This is a genomic window from Bradyrhizobium manausense (assembly GCF_001440035.1).
GTDB lineage: Bacteria > Pseudomonadota > Alphaproteobacteria > Rhizobiales > Xanthobacteraceae > Bradyrhizobium > Bradyrhizobium manausense.
The window spans coordinates 30,426-49,536 of record NZ_LJYG01000047.1; the positions used below are offsets into that span (position 1 = coordinate 30,426).

At 64.6% G+C, this 19,111-nt stretch carries 20 protein-coding genes; 15 read left to right on the top strand and 5 right to left on the bottom strand.

The features are described from left to right. The first annotated feature begins 113 nt into the window (after positions 1 to 113). The 3 genes from AOQ71_RS11335 to AOQ71_RS11345 all read left to right on the top strand — a co-directional run bounded on the left by AOQ71_RS11335 (position 114) and on the right by AOQ71_RS11345 (position 2,794). The gene (locus AOQ71_RS11335) at positions 114 to 608 is read left to right on the top strand and encodes a MarR family winged helix-turn-helix transcriptional regulator (protein WP_057746026.1); all 495 of its coding nucleotides are present in this window, start codon (positions 114 to 116) and stop codon (positions 606 to 608) included. Positions 609 to 710: 102 nt separating this feature from the next. After that, the gene (locus AOQ71_RS11340; RefSeq protein ID WP_057746029.1) at positions 711 to 2,081 is read left to right on the top strand and encodes a glutamate--cysteine ligase; all 1,371 of its coding nucleotides are present in this window, start codon (positions 711 to 713) and stop codon (positions 2,079 to 2,081) included. Between the two features lie 119 nt (positions 2,082 to 2,200). Next, positions 2,201 to 2,794, top strand: a complete 594-nt coding sequence (locus AOQ71_RS11345; protein ID WP_057746804.1) for a PAN domain-containing protein — start codon at positions 2,201 to 2,203, stop codon at positions 2,792 to 2,794. Positions 2,795 to 2,924: 130 nt separating this feature from the next. On the opposite strand, the gene AOQ71_RS11350 is transcribed toward AOQ71_RS11345, so the two are convergent. From AOQ71_RS11350 to AOQ71_RS11365, 4 genes are all read right to left on the bottom strand, one after another. Further along, on the bottom strand, positions 2,925 to 3,491 hold the full coding sequence (locus tag AOQ71_RS11350; protein WP_057746031.1) for a nucleotidyltransferase family protein: 567 nt from the start codon (positions 3,489 to 3,491) through the stop codon (positions 2,925 to 2,927). 12 nt (positions 3,492 to 3,503) lie between these two features. Beyond that, positions 3,504 to 4,280 (bottom strand): signal peptidase I, encoded by a 777-nt coding sequence (gene lepB / locus AOQ71_RS11355; protein ID WP_057746034.1) that lies wholly within the window; start codon positions 4,278 to 4,280, stop codon positions 3,504 to 3,506. Further along, a complete protein-coding gene (tldD, locus tag AOQ71_RS11360) occupies positions 4,277 to 5,704 on the bottom strand; it encodes a metalloprotease TldD (RefSeq protein ID WP_057746808.1) in 1,428 nt (475 codons plus the stop codon). The genes lepB and tldD overlap by 4 nt, the downstream gene beginning before the upstream one ends. Positions 5,705 to 5,811: 107 nt before the next feature. Next, the gene (locus AOQ71_RS11365) at positions 5,812 to 6,384 is read right to left on the bottom strand and encodes an invasion associated locus B family protein (protein WP_057746811.1); all 573 of its coding nucleotides are present in this window, start codon (positions 6,382 to 6,384) and stop codon (positions 5,812 to 5,814) included. 445 nt (positions 6,385 to 6,829) lie between these two features. Here AOQ71_RS11365 and coxB point away from each other — a divergent pair, with 445 nt between their 5' ends. From coxB to AOQ71_RS11410, 9 genes are all read left to right on the top strand, one after another. After that, the gene (gene coxB, locus AOQ71_RS11370) at positions 6,830 to 7,669 is read left to right on the top strand and encodes a cytochrome c oxidase subunit II (protein WP_057746038.1); all 840 of its coding nucleotides are present in this window, start codon (positions 6,830 to 6,832) and stop codon (positions 7,667 to 7,669) included. An 89-nt stretch (positions 7,670 to 7,758) separates the two neighbouring features. Beyond that, positions 7,759 to 9,375, top strand: a complete 1,617-nt coding sequence (gene ctaD / locus AOQ71_RS11375) for a cytochrome c oxidase subunit I (protein WP_057746042.1) — start codon at positions 7,759 to 7,761, stop codon at positions 9,373 to 9,375. Between the two features lie 65 nt (positions 9,376 to 9,440). Beyond that, complete coding sequence (locus tag AOQ71_RS11380) at positions 9,441 to 10,385, top strand: heme o synthase (RefSeq protein WP_057746045.1); 945 nt, start codon at positions 9,441 to 9,443, stop codon at positions 10,383 to 10,385. Continuing rightward, the gene (locus tag AOQ71_RS11385) at positions 10,382 to 10,558 is read left to right on the top strand and encodes a hypothetical protein (protein WP_057746048.1); all 177 of its coding nucleotides are present in this window, start codon (positions 10,382 to 10,384) and stop codon (positions 10,556 to 10,558) included. Before AOQ71_RS11380 ends, AOQ71_RS11385 begins: the two co-directional genes overlap by 4 nt. A gap of 6 nt (positions 10,559 to 10,564) precedes the next feature. After that, the gene (locus AOQ71_RS11390; RefSeq protein WP_057746051.1) at positions 10,565 to 11,215 is read left to right on the top strand and encodes a cytochrome c oxidase assembly protein; all 651 of its coding nucleotides are present in this window, start codon (positions 10,565 to 10,567) and stop codon (positions 11,213 to 11,215) included. 65 nt (positions 11,216 to 11,280) lie between these two features. Next, on the top strand, positions 11,281 to 12,177 hold the full coding sequence (locus AOQ71_RS11395) for a cytochrome c oxidase subunit 3 (protein WP_057746054.1): 897 nt from the start codon (positions 11,281 to 11,283) through the stop codon (positions 12,175 to 12,177). A gap of 99 nt (positions 12,178 to 12,276) precedes the next feature. Beyond that, the gene (locus AOQ71_RS11400) at positions 12,277 to 12,678 is read left to right on the top strand and encodes a DUF983 domain-containing protein (protein ID WP_057746057.1); all 402 of its coding nucleotides are present in this window, start codon (positions 12,277 to 12,279) and stop codon (positions 12,676 to 12,678) included. Further along, positions 12,675 to 13,439, top strand: coding sequence for an SURF1 family protein (locus AOQ71_RS11405; protein WP_057746060.1), 765 nt, complete (start codon positions 12,675 to 12,677; stop codon positions 13,437 to 13,439). The genes AOQ71_RS11400 and AOQ71_RS11405 overlap by 4 nt, the downstream gene beginning before the upstream one ends. A 110-nt stretch (positions 13,440 to 13,549) precedes the next feature. Continuing rightward, positions 13,550 to 13,915: a nuclear transport factor 2 family protein gene (locus tag AOQ71_RS11410; protein WP_057746063.1), complete on the top strand. Its 366-nt coding sequence runs from the start codon at positions 13,550 to 13,552 to the stop codon at positions 13,913 to 13,915. Here the strand turns inward: AOQ71_RS11410 and AOQ71_RS11415 are convergent. Further along, a complete protein-coding gene (locus AOQ71_RS11415) occupies positions 13,912 to 15,252 on the bottom strand; it encodes a histidine kinase (protein ID WP_057746066.1) in 1,341 nt (446 codons plus the stop codon). The two genes, AOQ71_RS11410 and AOQ71_RS11415, sit on opposite strands and share 4 nt — an antisense overlap. Before the next feature lie 86 nt (positions 15,253 to 15,338). On the opposite strand from AOQ71_RS11415, the gene AOQ71_RS11420 reads away from it, so the two are divergent. The 3 genes from AOQ71_RS11420 (at position 15,339) to AOQ71_RS11430 (ending at position 19,063) form a co-directional block, all read left to right on the top strand. After that, the gene (locus tag AOQ71_RS11420; protein WP_057746069.1) at positions 15,339 to 15,998 is read left to right on the top strand and encodes a response regulator transcription factor; all 660 of its coding nucleotides are present in this window, start codon (positions 15,339 to 15,341) and stop codon (positions 15,996 to 15,998) included. A 360-nt stretch (positions 15,999 to 16,358) separates the two neighbouring features. Further along, entirely contained in the window at positions 16,359 to 17,777 is a 1,419-nt protein-coding gene (gene thrC / locus AOQ71_RS11425; protein WP_057746072.1) for a threonine synthase, read from the top strand. Next, a complete protein-coding gene (locus AOQ71_RS11430) occupies positions 17,774 to 19,063 on the top strand; it encodes a M16 family metallopeptidase (RefSeq protein ID WP_057746075.1) in 1,290 nt (429 codons plus the stop codon). The genes thrC and AOQ71_RS11430 overlap by 4 nt, the downstream gene beginning before the upstream one ends. The last annotated feature ends 48 nt before the right edge of the window (positions 19,064 to 19,111 follow it).

Genomic DNA, 19,111 nt, shown 5'->3' on the forward strand with positions numbered 1-19,111 from the left:
CTTGAGGCTTGGTAGGGGCGAAAGAACGCCTACATGCACCTGCATGCAATAGTCAAGATTGATGCAGGTGCATCGAGTGGGGTAAGAAGCGGACGACGAGCTTGAGCGGGACCATGAAGCGCAAACCATCGACCGAGGCAACCAGTGCCTGGATCCGCCTGATGCGGGTGCAGAGCCGTGTGCTGGACTGCGTGGAGCAGGACCTGAAGAAGGCCGGGTTCCCGCCCCTGGCGTGGTACGACGCGCTGCTCGAATTGTCGCGCGCACCGAGTGGCGAATTGCGGCCGGTGGAGCTCGAGCGGCAGATGCTGATCCCGCAATACTCCACCTCGCGGCTGATCGACCGCCTGGTGGACGAGGGGCTCGCCTCCCGGCGTGAATGCAAGATCGACAAGCGCGGCCAGTTCGTCGAGATCACGGAGGCCGGCCGCGAATTGCAGAAGCGGATGTGGGGCGCCTATTCGGCTGCGATCGAGAAATATGTCGGCTCGAAGCTCTCCGACGCCGATGCCGTCAAGCTCAGCGGTCTGCTCGACCGGCTGGGATGCTCGTGCGGCGAGATGAAGCTGCCCGTCGTCAACGTCAACGAAACCACGCCGTCGCGATGACCGCGCGGCAAACCAGCTCGTCCGTGCACCCCAAGGGGTCCGCGGACCATCCCCGTCACCCGCGCGCCTTCGATCGAAGCGCCCTTTTGATTAGAGTTTGATATGGCGCGAGACCAGATCGATATGACGCCGCTGCAGTCACGCAACGAGCTCGTTGCGTGGTTCGAGGCCGGCTGCAAGCACCCGTCCGAATTCCGCATCGGCACCGAGCACGAGAAGACGCCGTTCACGCTCGAAGGCCATCGTCCCGTGCCGTACGAAGGCGCGCGCGGCATCGGTGCGCTGCTCGAAGGCATGAAGCTCCTGCTCGGCTGGGAGCCGATCATGGAGAAGGGCAACATCATCGGGCTCTACGACGTCACCGGCGGCGGCGCGATCTCGCTGGAGCCCGGCGGCCAGTTCGAGCTGTCAGGCGCGCCGGTCGAGAACGTGCACCAGACCCAGAGCGAGCTGATGGCGCACCTGGCGCAGGTGCGCGAGATCGCTGCCCCGCTCGGTATCGGCTTCCTTGGGCTCGGCATGACGCCATCCTGGTCACGCGCCGACATCCCTGTGATGCCCAAGGGCCGCTACAAGATCATGACCAATTACATGCCGAAGGTCGGCCAATACGGCCTCGACATGATGTACCGGACCTGCACGGTGCAGACCAATCTCGACTTCTGCTCGGAAGCCGACATGGTCAAGAAGCTGCGCGTCTCGCTGGCGCTGCAGCCGGTTGCGACCGCGCTGTTCGCCAATTCGCCGTTCACCGAAGGCAAGCCGAACGGCTTCCTGTCTTTCCGCTCCGAGATCTGGCGCGATACCGACAATGCGCGGTCAGGCATGATGCCGTGGGCGTTCGAGGACGGCATGGGTTTCGAGCGCTATGTCGACTACGCGCTCGATGTGCCCATGTATTTCGTCAAGCGCGGCGAGGAATATATCGACGTGTCGGGCTCCTCGTTCCGAGCCTTCTTCGAGGGCCGCAACAACAACCTTCCCGGGGAGCGTCCGACGTTGTCGGACTGGGCCAATCATCTCTCGACGATCTTTCCCGAGGTGCGGCTGAAGCGTTATCTCGAGATGCGCGGCTCCGACGGTGGCCCATGGGGTCGGCTGCCGGCACTGCCGGCGTTCTGGGTCGGGCTGCTTTATGACGGTGCGTCGCTCGATGCGGCCTGGGATTTGGTGAAGCACTGGACCGCACATGAGCGTCAGGCCCTGCGCGACGATGTGCCGCGCTTCGGCTTCAAGGCCCGGATCAAGGACCGTTATCTGTTCGAGATCGCCAAGGAATGCCTCGTTCTGGCACATGCGGGCCTGCGCCGCCGAGGCCGCATCGACGCCATCGGCCGCGACGAAACCCGGCATCTGGAGCCGCTGGATCGCATCATCGATTCCGGCCGGACACCGGCCGAGGACATGCTCGAGAAGTTCAACGGCCCCTGGAAGGGCTCGGTGGAACCGGCCTACGCGGAGTACGCGTTCTAGTTTTGGGCAAATAGGCCGACGAGCAGATTCGGGACCGTTCATCGGCCGTACAGGTTTGCGGCGATCAAATGACCGGCCGAAAAAACCTGAGCGTCGTCAATAACTCGAAAGCTGTTCCGATGGGGAAGGGCCGCCTGCCTGGGACCGTCATGGCAAAGGTCTTGAGGGCGAGGGCTTTGGCTTGCGTCGTGGCCTGTGCCGCGCTGCTCTCGCTCGTCTTTGCGAGTGTGCCCGCGCGCGCCCAGACGGCATTCGACCGGCCCGGCGGCGATTATTTCAATACGCCGGTCACATCGGGTGATCCCGAGGACTGCGCGCTGCTTTGCGAACGCGATCGCCGCTGCCGCGCCTGGAGCTTCGCCTATCCTGATATCGATGGCGCCGCGGCGGTGTGCTGGCTCAAGAATACCGTGCCGCCGCGACAGCCCGCCAATTGCTGCATCTCCGGGGTACGCGGGGCCGGCGTGATCGAGCCGCGCGTCGAGGGCGTCGAGACCTCGATCGACCGCCCCGGCGGCGATTTGCGCAATTTCGAGCTCAAGGAAGGCGAGGGCGAGGACGCCTGCAAGGCCGCCTGTATCGCCGACAACAAGTGTCGCGCCTTCACCTATGCCCGCCCCGGCTACACCGGCCGCGAAGCGCGGTGCTTCCTGAAGAAAGATATCAAGCCGCCGCGGCGGAAGGCCGGGTTCACGTCGGGCGTGGTGAGATAGGCAAGGTGCCTTAGGCGGGTTAGCCGTGTGGGCAAAGGCGCACTTGCGCCGTGCCCACCACCTCTCCATGAGTCCGACAGGACGTGGGCACGTCGCGCGAAGATGCGCGCCTTTGCCCATCTACGAGATTTCACTCCGCGGCAATCACCGTCAGCTCCGGCCACAACGCCTTCCATCTCTGAGCTTTCACCGCGTAATTTGCCGCGGAGAAATTCGGACCCGGATTGGGGCGCGCAATCAGGCCTGCGACGTCATCGAAGCCATGCGGCGCGTAGACTTCGAAACCATCACCGGCGCGCCTCACGCCCACTTGCGTGTTCTGCGTCAGGAAACGGTCGATGCCGTCGGTCGAGCGCGACAACGGCGGATAGGGCAGGCCGTGCTTGGCCGGGTACCACAGATGCACGCGGGCCTGGTTGCGGGTCTCGATCTTGACGCCGAGATGATCGAGGCGCGTTTGCAGCTTGCGGATGACGGCGTCCTCCGCGTCCCAGGAGGCATCGGGATCGAAGTAGAAGATGTCGTAATCCGCAATACCGTAATCGACGGCACGGCCCGTGAGCACGTTCCACACCGTCTGCACCAGGCATCCCGAGACCAGCCACGCGTCCGGCAGCGCAAGTCGATGAAGCTCGTCGATGATTGCGGTGTTGACCGGATTTTTCAGGGCGAGGGCGAGAAACTCGTCCTTGCCCATGTCGCGATCCCCTCAGCGCACGGCGGTGAAGAACCGCGCGAGGCGGAAGCCGGAGAGCCAGGTCCAGACCGGCTGGCCGCGCATGCCGAGATCCCAGGAGCCGAGCACGGCATCGGCACGGCCGACCAGATTGTCGACCGGCAAGAGGCCGACGCCGCCGGAGCGCAGCGGCACGCGGCTGTCGGCCGAGTTGTCCCTGTTATCGCCAAGCACGAACAAATGCCCGGCCGGCACCTTCACCTCGGGTGTGTTGTCGAGCGGGCCGTTGTCGCGCATCTTGAAGATCAGATGCGAGACGCCATTCGGCAGCGTCTCGACGTAACGGTAGGCCGGCTCGCTGCCGCCATTGTCGTCCTCGGCGGCGCCAACGCCGTCAGGCTTCAATTCGGCGGGACGGTCGTTGATGAAGAGCTGTCCCTGCCGCATCTGGATGCGGTCGCCGGGCAAGCCGACGACGCGCTTGACCCAGGCCTGTGAGCGGTCGCCGGGCCAGCGGAACACGACGACGTCGCCTTGCTTCGGCATTTCCGCGAAGACACGGCCGGTCTCGGGCAAGTTGATCTGGATCGGCAGCGACGAGGTGCCGTAGCCATAAGGGAATTTCGAGGCGAGCAGCGCATCGCCGATCAGCAGCGTCGGCTCCATCGAGCCCGACGGCACGTAGAACGGCTCGGCCAGCGCACCCTTGGCGATGAACACCGCGGCGACGATGCCGGCAAGCTGCATCAACTGGCCGGCCCAGCCGGAGCTCTTCCGCTTCGGAGCGGCCGTTACCTTCTCAACGCTCATGCGCCCGTTCCACCCACCGTAATGCGTTCCATCAGAAGCGACGGCTGGCCGACGCCGACTGGCACGCCCTGGCCGTTCTTGCCGCAGGTGCCGATGCCGGTATCGAGCGCCAGATCGTTGCCGATCATGCGGATGCGATGCAGGTCGGTCGGCCCGTTGCCGATCAGCATGGCGCCCTTCAGCGGCGCGCCCAGCTTGCCGTTCTCGATCTTGTAGGCCTCGGTGCACTGGAACACGTATTTGCCCGAGGTGATGTCGACCTGGCCGCCGCCGAAATTCGCGGCAAACACGCCGTTCTTCACCGACGCGAGAATCTCGGCCGGGTCGCGGTCGCCCGCGAGCATGTAGGTGTTGGTCATGCGCGGCATCGGCACATGGGCATAGCCCTGGCGGCGGCCGTTGCCGGTCGGCTTCATGTTCATCAGCCGCGCGTTCTGGCGGTCCTGCATGTAGCCGACCAGGATGCCGTCCTCGATCAGCACGGTGCGGTTGGTCGGCGTGCCCTCGTCGTCGATCGACAGCGAGCCCCGCCGCGAGGCGATGGTGCCGTCATCGACCACGGTGACGCCCTTGGCCGCGACCTGCTGGCCCATCAGGCCCGCAAAAGCAGAGGTCTTCTTGCGATTGAAGTCGCCTTCGAGGCCGTGGCCGACTGCCTCGTGCAGCATCACGCCGGGCCAGCCGGCGCCGAGCACGACGTCCATCTCGCCGGCGGGGGCGGGAATCGATTCCAGATTGACCAGGGCCTCGCGCAGTGCGCCGTCGGCGGCATCGCGCCAGGATTTGGTCTCAATGAATTCGGCATAGCCGGCGCGGCCGCCATAGCCCTTGCTGCCGCTCTCCTGGCGGTCGCCTTGCCCTGCGACGACGGAGATGTTGACGCGCACCAGCGGGCGCACGTCGCGATAGCTCTCGCCGTCGGGCCGCAGGATCTCGACCACCTGCCAGGTCGCGCCCAGGCTGACGCTGACCTGCCGCACCCGCGGATCCTTGTCGCGCAGGTAAGCGTCGATCTCGGCCAGCAGCTTGACCTTGGTCTCGAAGCCGGGGGCATCGAGCGGGTTTTCATCGCCATAGAGGCGCACATTGGTGTGCGGAGGCGGCGCGGCAAAGCTGCCGGAATAGCCGCCGCGCACGGCCGCGACCGCATCGGCGGCGCGAATCAGCGCCGGCAGCGACACATCGGAGGAGTGGGCGTAGCCCACGGCATCATCCTTGACCGCGCGTAAGCCAAAACCTTGCGAGGTGTCGTAGGTCGCCTGCTTGAGCCGTCCATTGTCGAACATCAGCGCTTCGGTCTGGCTGTATTCCAGGAACAATTCGCCGTCGTCGGCACCGGAGAGCCCGCGCGCGACCTCGTTGCGAACCTGGTCGCGATCGAGATTGGCGCGGTCGAGCAGGGAGGTTGTGGCAGGGTTGGTCATGCGTCCGTCCATTATCGGTCGATGTGAGGCAAGATAATGGTTTCGAGTTGGTTCCGCGAGGGCGCGCAGCGTCACATTACGGAAACAATAGGTTCGACGGGCTCACCCTACGGCAGCTTGTCGTACCCCTCGCCGAGCCCGTTCAGGCTGAGCGGGAAGCCGATGCCTTCTTCCGGCGTCTCGAAGATGATGAAGGTCGCGGTCTTGGCGCTGCGGAGCTGGCCGAGCAGCTTGTCGTCCATGACGACCTCGGCGACGCAGCCATTGGGCAGGCAGCGCACGAAGCCGGCGCGGCCGACGTCCTGGTTGTCGAGCTTCAGCCCGAGGCCGGAGGGCAGCAGCACGCCTAAGGGGGCCACCACGCGCATCAGGCGGCTCTTCTGGTCGGCGGTCTTGAGCACGATCACGGTGAGGCCGGCATTGGAGCGGTCTTCGGCCACCACGCTCTGGATCAGGGCGCATTGCTCGGCCTGGGCGCCCGGCGGAGTATCGCAACGGATCTGCCAGTCGCCATGAACGGAGCGCACCGCGCCCTGCGCATGGGCAGCGCTTGATAGGAAAAGGCCGGGAAGGGACAGGAAAAGGACGACCGCCACGAGGCGGATCAGCGTCGTGAAACGGTCAGCCGGCCATACAACCGATCTTGGAGCCGATCTTGCCATGCATCTCGAAAGCCCCATCGGGGTCGGTCCCTCTGCTCGCTCGGGTCGCTCGCGCTGGTGGACTGATACGGGAATGACGGCGTCTTGAAGGCAATTCACAAGCAAATTCCGCGCCGCCTTGGCCGCCATTGCCGCCACGAATCAGGTTCCTGCACGGCCCTGCGCCTGTGCCTACAGCGGGCAATTCGGCTGTCAAGCCGCGGCCTCCCGGGAAACGGTATTTTTGTCTGATGTTACTAGGAAATATCTTGCGGGTGATGGCTGACAGAGGGGCCTCAAGACTGCATTGCGATAGATCAAGAATTATGGTTTGAGAGGCTTGATTTCGGCGTTCTAGCGATCTGGCCCCAATTCCTCCTAGAGGTATTCTTGCGGCGGTTTGTCAGACGGGCGGATCGAATAAGCGTTCCCCAAAAATAGGGGAATGCACTTGGGGTGATTTCGTTAGGGGAGCGCGAACGGCATGAAGATGTCGATGGGCCGGGTGGGCCGGCACTTGCTGGGATTGGCCGTGGCGGGTCTGACGCTGGCGACGGGCGGTGCGGCATTTGCCGAGCTTGGGCAGCCCGAGCCGTGGGAATGGCACCTTCAGGGTTCCGGCTCCCCGGTGATGGACAACATCGTCTGGTTCCACAACTTCTTGTCCGTGCTGATCATCCTGATCACGCTGTTCGTGCTGGCGCTGCTGGTGATCGTGGTGATGAAGTTCAACGCGAGGGCCAATCCGGTGCCGTCGCGGACCACCCACAACACGCTGATCGAGGTGGTGTGGACCCTGGTGCCGGTGCTGATCCTGGTCGGCATCGCGGTGCCGTCGTTCCGCCTCCTGTTCCTCGAGCTCGACGTGCCGAAGGCGGATCTGACCGTGAAGGCGACCGGCAAACAGTGGTACTGGTCCTACGCCTATCCTGATAACGGCAAGTTCGAGTTCGACTCGCTGCTGGCCCAGGACAAGCAACCCCGCCTACTCGGCGTCGACAACGAGATGGTGGTGCCGGTCAACAAGGTGATTCGTGTTCAGGTCACCGGTGCCGACGTCATCCACGCGTTCGCGCTGCCGGCGTTCGGCGTCAAGATCGACGCCATCCCGGGCCGGCTGAACGAGACCTGGTTCAAGGCCACCAAGACCGGCATGTTCTACGGCCAGTGCTCGGAGCTTTGCGGCAAGGACCACGCCTTCATGCCGATCGCCATTCGCGTGGTGAACGACCAGGAGTTCGCCTCCTGGGTCGATGCGGCGAAGAAGAAATTTGCGAGCGGCGGCACCAGCACCTTCGCCTCCGCAGCCGGTCCGACGCAGTAAGCGCCGGGCGGACGGCTCAACCGGACTGAACGCGACATAAAGGGCGGGACCTCCATAGGTCCGAATGGGACGCAAGGCAGGATTTGAAAATGGCAACGAGCGCAGCGGCACACGGCGATCACGCGCACCATGACGAGCACGCCCATCCGACCGGATGGCGTCGCTACGTCTATTCGACCAACCACAAGGACATCGGCACGATGTACCTGATCTTTGCGGTCATCGCGGGCATCATCGGTGCCGCGATGTCGATCGCGATCCGTGCTGAGTTGATGTTTCCGGGCGTGCAGATATTCCACGAAACGCACACCTATAACGTCTTCGTGACCTCGCACGGCCTGATCATGATCTTCTTCATGGTCATGCCCGCGATGATCGGCGGCTTCGGCAACTGGTTCGTGCCGCTGATGATCGGCGCGCCCGACATGGCGTTCCCGCGCATGAACAACATCTCGTTCTGGCTGCTCCCGGCCTCCTTCGCGCTGCTGCTGCTGTCGAGCTTCGTCGAGGGCGAGCCCGGCGCCAACGGCGTCGGCGCCGGCTGGACCATGTACGCGCCGCTGTCGACCACGGGCCACCCGGGTCCGGCCGTCGACTTCGCGATCCTGTCGTTGCACCTGGCCGGTGCCTCCTCGATCCTCGGCGCCATCAACTTCATCACCACCATCTTCAACATGCGCGCGCCGGGCATGACCCTGCACAAGATGCCGCTGTTCGTGTGGTCGATCCTGGTGACGGTGTTCCTGCTGCTGCTGTCGCTGCCGGTCCTCGCCGGCGCGATCACCATGCTGCTCACCGACCGCAATTTCGGCACGACGTTCTTCTCGCCTGACGGCGGCGGCGATCCCGTGCTGTTCCAGCACCTGTTCTGGTTCTTCGGTCACCCCGAGGTGTACATCCTGATCCTGCCCGGCTTCGGCATGATCAGCCAGATCGTCTCGACCTTCTCGCGCAAGCCCGTGTTCGGCTATCTCGGCATGGCCTACGCCATGGTCGCGATCGGCGGCATCGGCTTCGTGGTGTGGGCGCACCACATGTACACGGTCGGCATGTCCTCGGCGACGCAGGCCTACTTCGTCGCCGCCACCATGGTGATCGCGGTGCCCACGGGCGTGAAGATCTTCTCCTGGATCGCCACGATGTGGGGCGGCTCGATCGAATTCCGCGCCCCGATGATCTGGGCCGTCGGCTTCATCTTCCTGTTCACGGTCGGCGGCGTCACCGGCGTCGTGCTGGCGAACGCCGGCGTCGACCGCGTGCTGCAGGAGACCTATTACGTCGTCGCGCACTTCCACTACGTGCTGTCGCTCGGTGCGGTGTTCGCGATCTTCGCCGGCTGGTACTACTGGTTCCCGAAGATGACGGGCTACATGTACAACGAGACGCTGGCGAAAGCGCATTTCTGGGTCACCTTCATCGGCGTCAATCTGGTGTTCTTCCCGCAGCACTTCCTCGGCCTGTCGGGCATGCCGCGCCGCTATGTCGACTATCCGGATGCGTTCGCCGGTTGGAATCTGATCTCCTCGATCGGCTCCTACATCTCCGGCTTCGGCGTGCTGATCTTCCTCTACTGCGTGCTCGACGCCTTCATGAAGAAGGTCCCGGCGGGCGACAATCCCTGGGGCGCTGGCGCCACCACGTTGGAATGGACGCTGCCCTCGCCGCCGCCCTTCCACCAGTTCGAAGTGCTGCCCCGCGTGCAGTAAGCAACACGACTCCCGCGGCGCCCGCGACGGGCGCCGCGGCTCTGCAACGAAACGAGCAGGTTTAAGTGTCCGTCCTCGATCAGAATGCCATCGACATCAATCCCCGCATCTCCGAGGCGGAGGTTGGTGACTACCTCGCGCTGCTCAAGCCGCGGGTGATGTCGCTCGTGATCTTCACCGCGCTGGTCGGGATGGCGATGGCGCCGGGACATTTCCACTGGGTGCTCGCCATCACCTCGCTGCTCTGCATCGCCGTCGGCGCCGGCGCCTCCGGCGCGCTCAACATGGCGCTCGAGGGCGATATCGACGCCAAGATGTCGCGCACCGCGAACCGCCCGATCCCGCGTGGCCGCATCACCCGGCCCGAGGCGATGACGTTCGGGATGACGCTCGCCTTCTTCTCGGTGATGACCCTCGGCATCCTCGTCAACTGGATCGCGGGCGCGCTGCTCGCCTTCACCATCTTCTTCTACGTCGTCATCTATACGATGGGCCTGAAGCGCTGGACCGCGCAGAACATCGTGATCGGCGGCGCCGCCGGCGCCTTGCCGCCGGTGGTGGCCTGGGCGTCCGTCACGGGCACGGTCGATGTCGAGCCGCTGCTGCTGTTCGCCATCATCTTCTTCTGGACGCCGCCGCACTTCTGGGCGCTGGCGCTGTTCCGTTCCGACGACTATGCCCGCGCCGGCATTCCGATGCTGCCCAATGTCGCCGGCCCGGACGCGACCCGCCTGCAGATACTGCTCTACACCATCGTGCTGATCGCGGTGGCCGCAGCGCCCTGGGCGCTCGGCTATTTCGACGCCGTCTACGGCATCGTCTCGCTGATCCTCGGCGCCGGCATGCTGGTGCTCGCCATCAACGTCTACTTCCGCCGCGAGCGCAGCCAGTCGCTGCGCGCAACGCGAAAGCTGTTCGCCTTCTCGATCCTGTACCTGTTCGCGCTGTTCGCGACCTTGCTGGCCGAGGTCGTATTCCCTGTGCTTGCTCGGATGGTAGGGGGCGCATGATCACGGCGATGGCTGACAAACCCGAGCCAGATGGAATCGTCCTCACCGAGGCGCAGAAGAAGAGCCGTCGTCAGCGCTCCATTGCCATTGCTTTGGCGCTCGGTGTGCTCGTCGTGCTTTTCTTCGCCGTCACCATGGTCAAGGGACCGGCGGTTCTCGTTCGGCCGCTGTAGGGGCAGATGGATCAGAAGCCGACCATATCGCAGCATCAGAGCCGAACGGCCGGCAAGGGCCGGGGCCTCGGCCGCGATGTGCTGGTCGCCTCGATCTGCGGCGGCGTGGTCGCATTGATGGTCGGAGCCTCCTACGCGGCGGTGCCGTTCTACAACTGGTTCTGCCGCGCCACCGGCTTCAACGGCACCACGCAGGTCGCGACCTCCGCGCCCGCCAGTGGCCCGATCGCACGCAAGATCGCGGTGCGGTTCGATTCCAACGTCGCCCCCGGCCTGCCCTGGAAGTTCGAGCCGGAGCAGACCGAGGTCGAGGTCAATATCGGTCAGGTCACCACCATCTATTACACCGTGACCAACCAGGCCGCGCGCACCACCTCAGGGCAGGCGGCCTACAATGTCGCGCCGCTGACGGTCGGGTCGTATTTCCAGAAGATCAACTGCTTCTGCTTCACCGAGCAGACCATGGCGCCCGGCGAGAAGCGCGAGATGCCCGTGGTGTTCTACGTCGATCCGTCGATCGTCGGCGACCACGACAATGACGGGCTCAGCACCATCACGCTGTCCTACACGTTCTATCCGGTGAAGGATCCGGTGGTGAAGCCGCTCGCATCCGGTGATGACAACAAGCGCAAGGGAAATCTCCAGCCGCCGGGTTGACGCTTCGGAGGTTGGACCAAGGGGATAAGTGCCGGACAGGCACGGGATTGAGGAGACAGACCGCAATGGCTACCGCGCAAGGCAAGCATCACGACTACCATCTGGTCGATCCGTCTCCGTGGCCGGCGGTCGGCTCGGTCTCCGCCTTCATCATGGCGGTCGGTGCGATCTCCTGGATGCACCACATGTTCTCCGCCGCGCCGATCGTGTTCGGTATCGGCACCGTCGGCGTGCTCTACACCATGGCGAGCTGGTGGGGCGACGTGATCAAGGAAGCCCAGTACAAGGGCGACCACACCCGCGTCGTGCAGCTGCATCACCGCTACGGCATGATCCTGTTCATCGCCTCCGAGGTGATGTTCTTCGTCGCCTGGTTCTGGGCCTATTTCAACGCCGCGCTGTTTCCGGCCGACGCCGTCCACGCCACCCGTGACGCGGTGTTCGGTTGCGGTCTCGGCACGGCGGCCGGCGCCTGCGCGGTGCCGGGCACCTGGCCGCCCCATGGTATCGAAACCTTCGATCCCTGGCATCTGCCGCTGCTCAACACGCTGATCCTGCTCACCTCGGGCACCACGGTCACCTGGGCGCACCACGCCCTGCTCGAGAACGATCGCCAGGGCCTGAAATATGGCCTGATCCTCACCATCCTGCTGGGCGCGACCTTCACCTGCGTGCAGGCCTACGAATACAGCCACGCGGCGTTCTCCTTCGCCGGCAACGTCTACGGCGCGACCTTCTTCATGGCGACCGGCTTCCACGGTTTTCACGTGCTGGTCGGCACCGTATTCCTGATCGTGTGCCTGGCGCGCGCCTATGCCGGCCACTTCACGCCGAAGCAGCACCTCGGCTTCGAGTTCGCCGCCTGGTACTGGCATTTCGTCGACGTGGTCTGGCTTTTCCTGTTCCTCTGCATCTATGTCTGGGGACACGGTGCCGAGACCATGGCCCACGGCGCGCACTGAGCCGGGACGGATCGATTCTAGCAAAGGGCGGCCGCAGGGCCGCCCTTTCGTTGTCCAGCGGCCGGAGTTTGGGCCGAAATTGTGATAGGCTTGCGTGTGATGAACGACACTGCCGACACCCCGGAGGCCCAGCCCACCGTCCTGCAAAGCGCGCTGCGCGGGCTCGCCTGCAAATGCCCGCGCTGCGGTGAGGGCAAGCTCTATGCGGGCTTCCTGACGCTGGCGCCTTCCTGCAGCCGTTGCGGCCTCGACTACGCCTTCATCGATGCCGGCGATGGTCCGGCGATCTTCATCATCATGCTGGCCGGAGCGATCGTGGTCGGCTGCGCGCTCGTCGTCGAGGTCAAGTATCAGCCGCCATTCTGGCTGCATGCGGTGCTGTGGCTGCCGCTGATCCTCGCCACCACGCTCCTGCCGCTGCGCTCGATGAAGTCGCTTCTGATCGCGCTGCAATTCCATCACAAGGCAGCACCCGGCCGGTTGATCGACCGCGCGAAATGAACGAGACGTCCCGCAAGCCCGGCGTCGCCGGCTTCATGCTGTTCACACTTTTGCTGACCGCGGCTTTCGTCGCGCTCGGAATCTGGCAATTGCAGCGCCGTTCCGCCAAGCACGAGCTGATCGCAGCGCTCACCGAGCGCCTCGCGGCAGCACCCATTGCGCTGCCGCCTTCGGAGCAATGGCCCGCGCTGACGCCTGCGCGCGATGAGTTTCGCCGCGTCAGCTTCACCGCGACCTATGCGCCCCTGCCGGATGCCATGGTCTATTCCTCCGGCTCCGCGGTGCGCAGGGATGCCTCCACGCCCGGCACCTGGGCCTTCCTGCCGGCGCGACTTCCGAGCGGCGAGATCGTGGTGATCGATGCGGGCTTCGTCGAGAACACGATGCAGGACCGCGGCGTCGAGGATCGCGCGGTGCACAAGCTCGTCACGGGCGAGCCGCTGTCGCTCACCGGCTATCTGCGCTTTCCGGAGGCGCCAGGCTGGCTGACGCCGGCGGAGAACCGCGACAGGCGGCTCTGGTTCGTGCGCGATCATCGGGCAATCGCAAGTGCGCTTCATTGGGGTGCGGTTGCGCCGTTCTATATCGATCTGGAGCAGCCGGTGCCTGCGAACGGCATCCCGCGTCCGGGGCCGCTCGATGTGCATCTGAAGGACGATCATCTCCAATACGCCATCACCTGGTTCACGCTCGCCGGCGCCGTGCTCATCGCCTTTGCCGTGTGGGTGAGAGGACGGCGCCAGGGCGGCGCGAGCCCGTAGGTTCCCGGTGGGAACCCGGTATCGTCCGGTCTATATTATTCAGCGCTTATTCACGAGGGTGGTCCTAATCCGCCTTCAGGTTTTTTCCGCGGCAAACAGGATTGCTGGCGTTGAGCGATTTCGATCAGATGGGACTTGTCATTGATTGGGTGGATGCCTGCCGCAAGGGCGACCTCGCGATGCTACTCGACCTCTATGCCGACGACGCCAAGCTTGAATGCACGTGCAACGGCACGCAGATTTATCGCGGCCGGGGCGAACTCGAAACCTATTGGGGACCGAAGCTCAGCGCCTTTTCCTCGGCGGGTTTCGGCCTGGAGGAAATCCACCCGGCACAGAGCGGCATCGATCTCGAATATTCCGTTGCGGGTGCGCTGCGCATCCGCGCCTCGTTTCGCTTCAGCGCGGAAGGCAAGATCCACAGCACGCTGTGCGAACCGGCGCAGCAGGGTTCGCACGATTGCTGTGCGTGTTAATCTACCTCGGCTCGACCCCTGATCTCCCCGCGGGGAAGGCGGCAGCGCACATAGGTGCGTTGGTCCGCACGCAGCAATGACAGCGAGCCGCTGAGCGCGCGCACGCGCTCGTGCATGCCGGTCAGGCCGCGGCCGAAGACATTGTCGGCGGGAAAGCCGCCGCCGTCATCGGAGACTTCGATGGTGAGCGCATCGCCTGACGTCGCCGCCTCCACATGGGCATTCCTCGCTCCGGCGTGGCGCAGCACATTGGTCAACGCCTCCTGGATCACACGATAGACGGTCTGGGCCAACGGCCCTCTGATCCCGTTGAGATCAGGATCGATCGTTGCGGTGAGGCCGATATGCGGTGCCTGCGCGCGAAAATTGCGCAGCAGCGTCTGCACGCTGGCCTCGAGCCCCAGTTCCTCGATGTAGAGTGGCCGCAACCGGTCGAGGATGCGGCGATTGGTCTGCTGGAGCGCCTCGATGGACCGCATCACCTCCTGCACGGAGTTGCCGAGATGTCCCGTCTGCGGCGAGGCTTCGCTCAATGCGATCGTGCCGGCACGGATGCTGAACAGCAACGGGCCAAGCTCGTCATGCAGCTCGCGGGCGAGATCGTGCCGCTCATCATCCTGGAGCGACACCAGGCGATGCAACAGGTCGCGATTGTGCTGGCTCAATTGCGCGAGCGTTGCGGCGAGGGCATTGGCTTCCTTGCAGCTCTGCCGGATTTCCGGCGGCCCCGCGACCGGGATCGGCGTCGCATAATCGCCGCGTTGTATGCGCGTCAGGCCTGCGCCGAGATCTTGCAGCGGTTGCAGCGTCGATCTTGCGAACAGATAGGCGATCGCGCCGGTCAACGCCATCAGCACCGCGACGAGGCCCATCAGGGCCAAAAAACCGACCCATTTCTCGAACAGGTCGGCCGAGAGGTCGGGCCTGAACACGAGGTCGCCAACGCGCCTGCCGTCGATCATCACAGGCGATGCTGCATCGATATCCGGGATGGCGATCAGGTCCACGAACCATTGCGGGACGCCATGCGCGCCGTGCAGGCCGTCCCGGACGGAAGGCGCGGGACCCGCCTCCGCTGGATGGAATTGGATATCGGAGGAGGTGCCCAAAGATTTGACAAATGCGTCGAGCATCTTGCTCGGATTGTCTGACGCGCTCAGGGCGCTGTTGAGTGCGACCGCGATGGTCTGAGCCGAGCGTCGACCAGGCTCGTTCTCGTCGGCCAGCTGGCCGGCCGAGAAGGTCTGGAGCAGCACGCCGCCCATGACCAGCGCGGCGACGAAGCTCACGCCGAGTGGAAGGAATAACTGGGTCCTGAATGGAAGTCGTTGCCACATTAGGACAATTCTAACGCGCATTGGCGGGATTCTCTCTTTCCATTTGTTCCCGCCGGTCTATGACTTGCCGAAACACGAGAGTACGAATGCAAGATACAACCAAGCTGGCGACCCGGGTCCTCATCGTCGACGACCACCCCGTTGTGCTGTCCGGTTGTCGCACCCTGTTTGCCTCCGATCATTCGATTCGGATCGACGAAGCGAACGACGCCAAATCCGGACACAAGGCCTATATCAGCAAGCGGCCGGACGTCACGGTCATCGACATCAGCCTGCCAGACGTCTCGGGCTTCGAGCTGATGCGCCGGATCCGCAAGGACGATCCGGGCGCCAAGATCATCATGTTCAGCATGAATGAAGATCCGGCCTTCGTGGTGCGCGCGGTGGAGCTCGGGGCGCAGGGCTATGTCTCCAAGGGCGACGATCCCCGGATCCTGCTCAAGGCCGTGCGCAAGGTGGTCGCCGGCGACAATTTCATCTCGCCGCAGCTTGCGGAGGCGGTAACCTTCTCGGGCGCCGCGATCAAGGCGAATCCGGCCTCGCAGATGACGCCACGGGAGCTCGAAATTCTCCGCCTGCTCGGGCGCGGCCACAAGATCGTTGAAGTCGCCGAGGCGCTCGGTATCTCCTACAAGACCGTCGCCAACACCACCTCCCTGCTCAAGCAGAAGCTGGGGGCCAAGAACCATTCCGACCTGATCCGGATCGCGGTGGAAATCGGGATGAACTCACCCGTCAGGGGCTGAGGCAATGATGCCGCGCGCCCGGCGACGTTCGCGCCCACTACGCCGGGGCCTACCGGGAAAAACCGGAACATTTGGCGCCGCGCGCCGTTTTCTCCTTGACGATTTCGTGACAGGAAACGATAGCTCGAACCAGCGATTTTCGGGGCAGGCGCCCCAGCGACGAAACCGGGTCTGCACACATCAACGACAGACCTTCCAAGGGAAGGGCTGCGGCCTCGCCGCAGCCCTTTTTCGTTGGGCATGGTGCGGCCCCCCAAAACACTCTATGGTGCCGCAAAGCCCCTGGCTTGGAACTAGGACCATCGTGAAATCAAAGGCTTAAGGCCCGGACTCGGACCGCGCCAGCCTTTGGAGGGCAGTTTGACTCGTTATATCTCGACCCGGGGCGAGGCCCCTGAGCTTGGCTTCTGCGACGTGATGCTGACGGGGCTCGCCCGCGACGGCGGCCTGTACGTGCCGGTGACCTGGCCGCTTCTGCCAGCCGAGACCATCGCCGGCTTCTTTGGCCGGCCCTATTGGGAGGTCGCGGTCGACGTGATCCGTCCGTTCGTCGGCGGGGAGATTTCCGACGCCGAGCTCGGCCGCATGGCGAACGAGGCCTATGCCACCTTCCGTCATCCGGCCGTGGTGCCGTTGCGGCAGATGTCGCCGCATCAATTCGTGCTGGAGCTGTTTCACGGTCCGACGCTCGCGTTCAAGGACGTGGCGATGCAGCTGATCTCGCGGCTGATGGATCATGTGCTCGCCAAGCGCGGCCAGCGCACCACCATCGTGGTGGCAACCTCGGGCGACACCGGCGGCGCCGCGGTCGAAGCCTTCGCAGGCCTGGAGAATGTCGACCTCATCGTGCTGTTTCCGCACCAGCGCATCTCCGAGGTGCAGCAGCGCATGATGACGACGACGGGCGCGGCCAATGTCCACGCGCTCGCCATCGAAGGGCATTTCGACGATTGCCAGGCGCTGGTGAAGGGGATGTTCAACAACCATCGCTTCCGCGACGCGACCTCGCTGTCCGGCGTCAATTCCATCAACTGGGCACGCATCGTCGCCCAGGTGGTCTACTACTTCACGTCAGCGGTTGCCGCCGGCGCTCCGGCGCGCGCGGTGGACTTCATCGTGCCGACCGGTAATTTCGGCGATATTTTTGCCGGCTATGTCGCCAAGCGCATGGGCCTTCCGGTGCGCACGCTGCGCATCGCCGCCAACGTCAACGACATCCTTGCCCGCACGCTCAAGACCGGCATCTACGAGGTGCGGGAGGTGCACGCCACGGCCTCGCCGTCGATGGACATCCAGATCTCCTCGAATTTCGAGCGGCTGCTGTTCGAGGCGAGCAAGCGCGATGCGAGCAGTGTGCGCCGGCTGATGGAGCAGCTGAAGCAATCGGGCCGTTTCGTCCTACCCGATGCCACGCTCGCCGCGATCCGCGAAGAATTCGACGCCGGCCGCGCCGACGAGACCGAGACCGCGGCTGCGATCCGCGCCGCCTGGCGCGAGGCCGGCGAGCTGGTCGATCCCCACACCGCGGTGGCGCTTGCGGTTGCCGATCGCGACACCACCGACACGACCGTCCCCAACATCGTGCTCTCGACCGCGCATCCCGCCAAATTCCCTGATGCGGTCGAGGCGGCCTGTGGCCAGCGACCGCTTCTGCCGGCCTGGCTCGACGGTCTCATGACCAAGTCCGAACAGATGAAGGTGATGAAGAACGATCAGGCCGAGGTGGAGCGGTTCGTGCTGTCGGTCAGCCGCGCCGCAAAACAGGGAGTTGCCGGATGAGCGTCGAGATCACCAAGCTTGCGTCCGGCCTGACTGTCGTCACCGACAACATGCCGCATCTGGAGACCGCCGCGCTCGGGGTCTGGGCCGGGGTCGGCGGCCGCGACGAGAAGCCGAACGAGCACGGCATCTCCCATCTCCTGGAACATATGGCCTTCAAGGGCACCACGGGACGCTCCTCGCGCGAGATCGTCGAGGAGATCGAGGCGGTCGGCGGCGACCTCAACGCCGGCACCTCGACCGAGACCACGTCCTATTATGCCCGGGTGATGAAGGCCGACGTGCCGCTGGCGCTCGACGTGCTCGCCGACATCCTTGCCAATCCCGCCTTCGAGCCCGACGAACTCGAGCGCGAGAAGAACGTCATCGTGCAGGAGATCGGTGCGGCGCAGGATACCCCTGATGACGTCGTGTTCGAGCATCTCAACGAGCTCTGCTATCCCGACCAGCCGATGGGCCGCTCGCTGCTCGGTACCGCCAAGACGCTGAAGAGCTTCAATCGCGACTCGCTGCGCAATTACCTCTCGACGCATTATCGCGGCCCCGACATGGTGGTGGCGGCGGCCGGCGCCGTCGATCACAAGCAGGTGGTCGCCGAGGCCGAGAAGCGCTTTGCGAGCTTTGATGCGACGCCGGGGCCGAAGCCCCAGCCTGCCCAATTCGGCAAGGGCGGCACCAAGGTCGTGCATCGCGAGCTCGAGCAGGCGCATCTGACGCTGGCGCTGGAGGGCGTGCCGCAGACCGATCTGTCGCTGTTCTCGCTCCAGGTCTTCACCAACATCCTCGGCGGCGGGATGTCGTCGCGGCTGTTCCAGGAGGTGCGCGAGAAGCGTGGCCTCTGCTATTCCATCTACACCTTCCACGCGCCCTACACCGACACCGGCTTCTTCGGTCTCTACACCGGCACCGATCCGGCCGACGCGCCCGAAATGATGGAGGTCGTGGTCGACATCATGAATGATTCGGTCGAGACCCTGACCGAGGCCGAGATCGCCCGCGCCAAGGCGCAGATGAAGGCGGGCCTCTTGATGGCGCTGGAGAGCTGTTCCTCGCGCGCCGAGCAGCTCGCCCGGCACGTGCTGGCCTATGGCCGGCCGCAGACGGTGCAGGAACTGGTGTCCCGGATCGATGCCGTCAGCGTCGAATCGACCCGCGATGCGGCGCGGGCGCTGCTGTCGCGCAGCCGCCCTGCCGTCGTCGCATTAGGCAGCGGCAGGGGTCTGGACACGGCGGTGTCTTTTGCGGAAGGATTGACCCGGGCGCGCGCCAAAGCTCGGTTGCACTAAAAGGCGCGGCTGCATGAGGAGCCGCTTTGGCGGAAGGTCCGCCCCGGG